Genomic DNA, 5,710 nt, shown 5'->3' with positions numbered 1-5,710 from the left:
GAATTTTTGAGTAATTAGATAAATTAGTTTAACTAATTCTTTAGAATCTTGCCAAACATTCAATTTTTCAAACGAAAACGTATACGACATGTGTATTAATAATTTACAATTAAACTAATAAACGATTCAACAAATAAACAATTAAGAGTTTACTTTCCACTGGTGAGAACTATCCTCAAAAATTTCTTTTCCAAAAACAGGAACATCTGCTTTTATGGCTTCAACGATATATTCCAAAGCTTTAAAAACTATTTTTCGTCTTGGTGATGATACAAATACAAATAAACAAATTTCACCTGTTTTTACTGCGCCTAAACTGTGGTAAATATGCATGCAGGTTAATTCGAATTTTTCAAAAGCGGCTTCGCGAATTTCGTGGAATTTTTGATTTGCCATATCTTCATAAGCTGAGTATTCTATTGCGGAAACAGTTTTATTGTTAATAACATCAGCACGTACCTGACCTAAAAAAATGTTGTGCGCGCCAATACTAGTTTTGGTTTGATGTTTGGCGATGGAATCTCCAATAAACTTAGAGGAAATGGCACCTTGTTTAAATACGTTTTTTGGGTTTTTATCTTTCATTATAATGAAATTTTATTTTGTTCTTTTATATGATTAATTAAATCTATTGCACCTTCTTTTATGCTAAAACAGTTTTCAATTTTAAATGCTTTTAAAATAGAAACTGCTTTTTTACTGCGGATTCCTGATTGACAAAACAGATACTTTTCTTTTTCTGAATCGATTTTATCTAAGTTGTTTTCTAGTTCGCTTAAAGGAATTTGAGTTACTTTTATTGTTTCAATTTTTGGTTGTTCGTGTGTTTCTCTAACATCGATAAATTGAATGTTTTCTTTTGATAAAATGGATGTAATTGAAACTTCGCCAGCATCAAATTCGCAATTAAAATTTATTTCTTTTTTACAAAAACTTCCTTTGTCTTTTAAAACCGAATTGATGCTTTTTTCATTTCGATTAATTTTTAAGATGGATGTTTTTGATGTTTGTGAATTATAGCACAACAATTTCCCTGAAAGTACATCCCCCAGATTTAAAATAATTTTTAAAACTTCGTTGGCTTGCATGCTGCCAATAATTCCAGGAAGCACACCTAAAACACCAATTTCTGAACAATTTGGAATTGTATCTTTTTTAGGCGGATTTGGAAATATGCAACGATAAGTTGGTCCGTTGTTATAATTAAAAACAGAAACTTGCCCTTCAAATTTATAAATAGCACCAAAAACTAAAGGTTTGTTTGCGATAATACAGGCATCGTTTACCAAATAACGCGTTTCAAAATTATCGGTACCATCAACTATAATATCGTATCGATTGAATAAATGAATAGCATTTTGATGTGTTAGCTTTTCCGCGTAAGCGATAATTGAAATACTATCATTCAAATCGTCCAACCGTTCTTTTGCAGCTTTTGCTTTGTTCTTTCCAAGTGTTGCTGTACCGAAGAGAACCTGACGCTGTAGGTTGGATAATTCAACCACATCAAAATCTATAATCCCAATAGTGCCAACACCCGCAGCGGTTAAATACTGCAAAACGGGACAACCCAAACCACCAGCACCAATAACCAATACCTTGGCATTGGAAATTCTATCTTGACCGGTTTGTCCGATTTCTGATAATATGATATGTCTGTTATATCTATTCATAATCAACCACCAGCAAAAGGTGGTAGTAAAGCGATTTCGCTTCCTGTAATTTTAGTTTCAACGGAAACTAATTCTTGATTTTGTGCCACTTGAAAATCTTTGTTTTTTAAGGATTTATATTTTAAATAAAGCATCTCTAAAAATTCAGAAATTAGATGTCCTGAAAACTCCAAAGATTCTTCTTCTTTTAGTGTTACTTCAGCTATTTGTCCAAAGTATTTAACAGTTATATGCATCTTCAATTAGTTTTAAATCTTCTTTAGTATTCACATTTATTGTAGAAAATTCGTGAGCTTGTTCTAATATGATATTTTTCGAGTTACATGCTTTTACCGCAATCCGTAATCGATGTTCGTTTTTCTGTAAAAAATCATTAAAAGTATCTTTAATTTGCCGTTTGTATAAAGCGATTAAAGGCATTGTTTTTCCTTGATTTTCAATTTGAATAATTTCAGAATCATAATCAACAGCATCAATCAATTTCTTTAAAATTTCAGAATTAATCAACGGAATATCACAACTTAAAATCAAATTATATGTGGTTGATGAAGCTTCTAAGCCAGAACATATTCCAGCAATTGGTCCAGCGTTATTTATAATATCGTTAACTCGTTTTAAGTTAAAAGAATCATATTTAGAATTATTTGAAACGATTATAATTTCAGAAACTAAAGGACTTAGTGCCTCAATACTATATTGTATAAATGGTTTTTTATTCAACATTAAAAAACCTTTATCTGTTCCCATTCGCGAGCTTTTTCCGCCTGCTAAAATTATGCCTGTAATGTTTTTTTTATCTATCATAAATTTTATGCAAAAAATAATTTAGCACAGGCTATTACGAGCACAAAAGCTAAAATGTATCGAAGCTTTTGATTGTTAATTTTTTTACTTCCGTAGTAGCCACCCAAAACGCCACCAATAATTGCAATTCCTACTAGTAAAAACGATTCCTTTTCAATGATTACACCACTATTTAATTGACCTATTAAACCAGCGGCTGAATTCACCCAAATAAATAAAGCAGAAACTGCCGCAGCTTCCTTCATTTTACCCCAATGTAAAAGCAAAATTATGGGTGTTAAAATAATACCTCCACCAATACCAATAAGCCCAGAAAAAAAACCGATAATACCACCAACAATTAATCCTTGCCACAATTTAATATCTTTTATGGTATTGCTTTCTTTTCCGAAAACATTCAACATTTTTAAAATGGCGAACACCAATAAAACCGCTAATATTTTTTTATAAAGTGTAGCATCAATTTCAATTGTGCCACCCAAAAATGCTAATGGGATTGAGGTAATGGCGAACGATAAAAATAACTTTCTGTTAAAATAACCTTCCTTATAATAATAGTAAAACGAAATACCCGCCACGAACAAGTTTAGCAATAGGGCAGTTGGTTTCATGGTTTCTGGAACAAATGAAAACAGAGCCATTAATGCTAAATAACCACTTGCACCACCATGACCTACGCTAGAATATAGGAAGGATACTATCGGTAGAATAGCCAGAAATAAATATATATTTTCGTTTTCAAGCATTTATAAATTCTTAATCTTTTCTAATTGTTGATCTAAAAACCGCCAACAGTTTTTGTTGATGTCATCAAAAGCTACAACTAAAGATTTTCCGTATTCAGTTAATTCTGCACCACCGCCACCTTTACCACCAATACTATTTATAGTTACTGGTTTTTTTGCTGATTTGTTTATAGAGTCTAATAATTGCCATGCTTTTTTATAAGATATTTTTAGAGATTTCGCTGCTTTAGTAAGCGAACCCGTTTCTTGAATTGCTTTTAATAAATGTACGCGACCTTCGCCTAATAATACATTGTCGTCAGCTTCAATCCAGATGCGGCTTTTTATTTTATAGCCCATAATTAATTATTTAAATAGGTAATACAATTACTTCTAATGTATTTCCGATTTCAATTTTTGTAATCTCTTCTGATGCATAAACCAAAGCATTAGAAAGCGCAAATGTTTGTAGCATTGATGAGTTTTGTCCTTCTAAAATTTCAACCTCACCTTTATTATAAATCGCTTTTAAAAACTGAGGTCTATCACCTTTCTTTTCAAAATTTGATATAGATTTAGCTTTAACACGAGATAATTCTAAATCCTCTCGATTCATCATTTTTTGAAGTGAAATATATACGTAAACATAAAAACAAGATAAAGCAGCAGCAGGATTGCCTGGTAAAGCGAAAATTTGAGTATTTTTCTTTTTTCCGTAGAATAAAGGCTTTCCTGGTTTTTGTTTTACTTTATAGAATAGTTCTTCAACTTCTAATGCTTTAAGAGCACTTCCAACAAAATCATAATCGCCAACAGAAATACCTCCAGTAATTAAGACTAAATCATTTTCGTTAATTACTTTTTTTAGTGCAGAAACAGTTTTATCATAATCATCTTCAACTTTATTAAGCGTTACATCATAGAATTTCAAACTGTAAAGTGCGCTTAAAAGCATTTTAGAATTGCTTTCATAAATTTTTCCGTAGCTTAAATCTTGTCCAGCTTCAATCAATTCATTGCCTGTAGTAATAATGGCAATATTTGGTTTTTTGAAAACTGAAACTTTCGTAATTCCTAAAGAAATTAAATAACCTATTGCAGCAGGTGTTAATTTTGTGCCTTTTTTTAAAGCAATATTTCCAGCCTTTACTTGCTCTCCTAACGGACGAATATTATGTTCTAATGCAATTTGATGCTCAATAGTGATGCTATTTCCATTCGATTCCACTTTCTCTTGCATCATAACAGCATTTGCAGAATCTGGAACTGGTGCTCCCGTGAAAATTCTAACGGCTTCTCCTTTTTTTAAATTAGGTTGGTGCCCATCACCAGCTTTCACTTCTCCAACTAGATTATAAGATAAACTATCATGTAAATTTAAAGCATATCCATCCATAGCTGATTGCCTAAATGGTGGCATATTAATCAGGGAAACAACATCTTCAAATAAAATATAACCACTAGCTTTTTCAACTGATTTTATGGTTTTTTTTAAAAGAGGTTTTCCGTTGTTTTTTACAATTGAAATAGCTTCAGAAATTGAAATCATTTATTTTTTTTCGTTATGTCCTTACAAATATAGCGATTTCATTTTTTCTTATTACATGATAAAAGTCAGTTTATTTTTTATTAAATTGAAAGAGATTTACACTTTAGAAATATTATGATATGCCAATAAAAAGCTATTTAGCACACCCTCAAGATGGTAGAAAACAAGATCTTATAGATGCCTTATCTGCTATAAAAGAGTGCGAGGTATTACCCGCAACAAATGAAAATGTGTTGGTAGTAGTAACTGATACTTTAGACGACGCTTTTGAAGAAATCCTTAAAGAGAAAATAGAAAAAATTGATAGCTTAAAACTATTAGCAATGGTTTCAGGTTTTAATAGTCCACAAAATTAGTAAGCACATGACCAATTCATTATCAACCAGAAGAAATTTTTTAAAAAAAATGGCGCAGCTCTCAGCAATGACAGCTGCAGCAGCTATGTTTCCAGGAATATTATTTGCTAGCGAGCAAGAAGCAGGTATACCAGATGGAGCAAATTTAGACTGGAAAAAAGGACCTTGTAGATTCTGTGGCGTAGGTTGTGGTATTTTGGTTGGAACTGAAAATGGAAAGGCAGTTGCTGTAAAAGGCGACCCAAATAGTGCTGTAAATAAAGGATTACTTTGTGTAAAAGGCTATCATCAAACCATGTGTATTCATTCTAAAGACCGATTAACTCATGCTTTAGTGAAGAAAAATGGAACTTATGTAAAAACGCCTATAGATGAAGCTTTAGATATTGTTGCCAATAAAATGAAAGAAACCATTGCGGCACATGGGAAAGATTCGGTCGCGATGTACACTTCGGGACAATCTACAATTCCAGAAGGTTATGTAGCTTCAAAATTAATGAAAGGAGCTATTGGAACTAATAATTTAGACTGTAATGCACGTTTGTGTATGGCAAGTGCTGTGGCAGGGTTTTTAACTACATTTGGCGCCGATGAGCCTATGGG

General features: G+C 31.9%; 9 protein-coding genes. 2 read left to right on the top strand and 7 right to left on the bottom strand.

Features of this window, described 5'->3' with window-relative positions; genetic code table 11:
• Positions 1-141 precede the first annotated feature (141 nt).
• The 7 genes from AADI82_RS13290 to glp are packed head-to-tail and all read right to left on the bottom strand — an operon-like array spanning position 142 to position 4,751.
• Positions 142-585, bottom strand: a complete 444-nt coding sequence (locus AADI82_RS13290; protein ID WP_341216910.1) for a molybdenum cofactor biosynthesis protein MoaE — start codon at positions 583-585, stop codon at positions 142-144.
• Positions 585-1,673 carry a HesA/MoeB/ThiF family protein gene (locus AADI82_RS13285; protein ID WP_341216909.1) on the bottom strand — a complete coding sequence of 363 codons (1,089 nt, stop codon included), beginning with the start codon at positions 1,671-1,673 and terminating at the stop codon, positions 585-587. Before AADI82_RS13285 ends, AADI82_RS13290 begins: the two co-directional genes overlap by 1 nt.
• A 2-nt stretch (positions 1,674-1,675) precedes the next feature.
• Entirely contained in the window at positions 1,676-1,909 is a 234-nt protein-coding gene (locus AADI82_RS13280) for a MoaD/ThiS family protein (RefSeq protein ID WP_341216908.1), read from the bottom strand.
• Positions 1,893-2,477 carry a molybdenum cofactor guanylyltransferase gene (locus tag AADI82_RS13275; protein ID WP_341216907.1) on the bottom strand — a complete coding sequence of 195 codons (585 nt, stop codon included), beginning with the start codon at positions 2,475-2,477 and terminating at the stop codon, positions 1,893-1,895. Before AADI82_RS13275 ends, AADI82_RS13280 begins: the two co-directional genes overlap by 17 nt.
• Positions 2,478-2,482: 5 nt before the next feature.
• On the bottom strand, positions 2,483-3,223 hold the full coding sequence (locus AADI82_RS13270) for a sulfite exporter TauE/SafE family protein (protein ID WP_341216906.1): 741 nt from the start codon (positions 3,221-3,223) through the stop codon (positions 2,483-2,485).
• Positions 3,224-3,562: a molybdenum transporter gene (locus AADI82_RS13265; RefSeq protein ID WP_341216905.1), complete on the bottom strand. Its 339-nt coding sequence runs from the start codon at positions 3,560-3,562 to the stop codon at positions 3,224-3,226. It abuts the gene before it with no gap.
• A gap of 10 nt (positions 3,563-3,572) precedes the next feature.
• The gene (glp, locus tag AADI82_RS13260; RefSeq protein ID WP_341216904.1) at positions 3,573-4,751 is read right to left on the bottom strand and encodes a gephyrin-like molybdotransferase Glp; all 1,179 of its coding nucleotides are present in this window, start codon (positions 4,749-4,751) and stop codon (positions 3,573-3,575) included.
• Positions 4,752-4,870: 119 nt separating this feature from the next.
• On the opposite strand from glp, the gene AADI82_RS13255 reads away from it, so the two are divergent.
• Together AADI82_RS13255 and AADI82_RS13250 are read left to right on the top strand one after the other, a co-directional pair.
• Positions 4,871-5,107: a hypothetical protein gene (locus AADI82_RS13255; protein WP_341216903.1), complete on the top strand. Its 237-nt coding sequence runs from the start codon at positions 4,871-4,873 to the stop codon at positions 5,105-5,107.
• Positions 5,108-5,156: 49 nt separating this feature from the next.
• On the top strand, positions 5,157-5,710 hold a 554-nt coding region (locus AADI82_RS13250; RefSeq protein ID WP_341216902.1), incomplete at its 3' end, for a molybdopterin-dependent oxidoreductase.

The organism is uncultured Wocania sp., from assembly GCF_964021735.1.
GTDB lineage: Bacteria > Bacteroidota > Bacteroidia > Flavobacteriales > Flavobacteriaceae > Wocania_A.
Note: the sequence above shows the minus strand (reverse complement) of the source record. Positions and strands in the feature narration are given on the sequence as shown.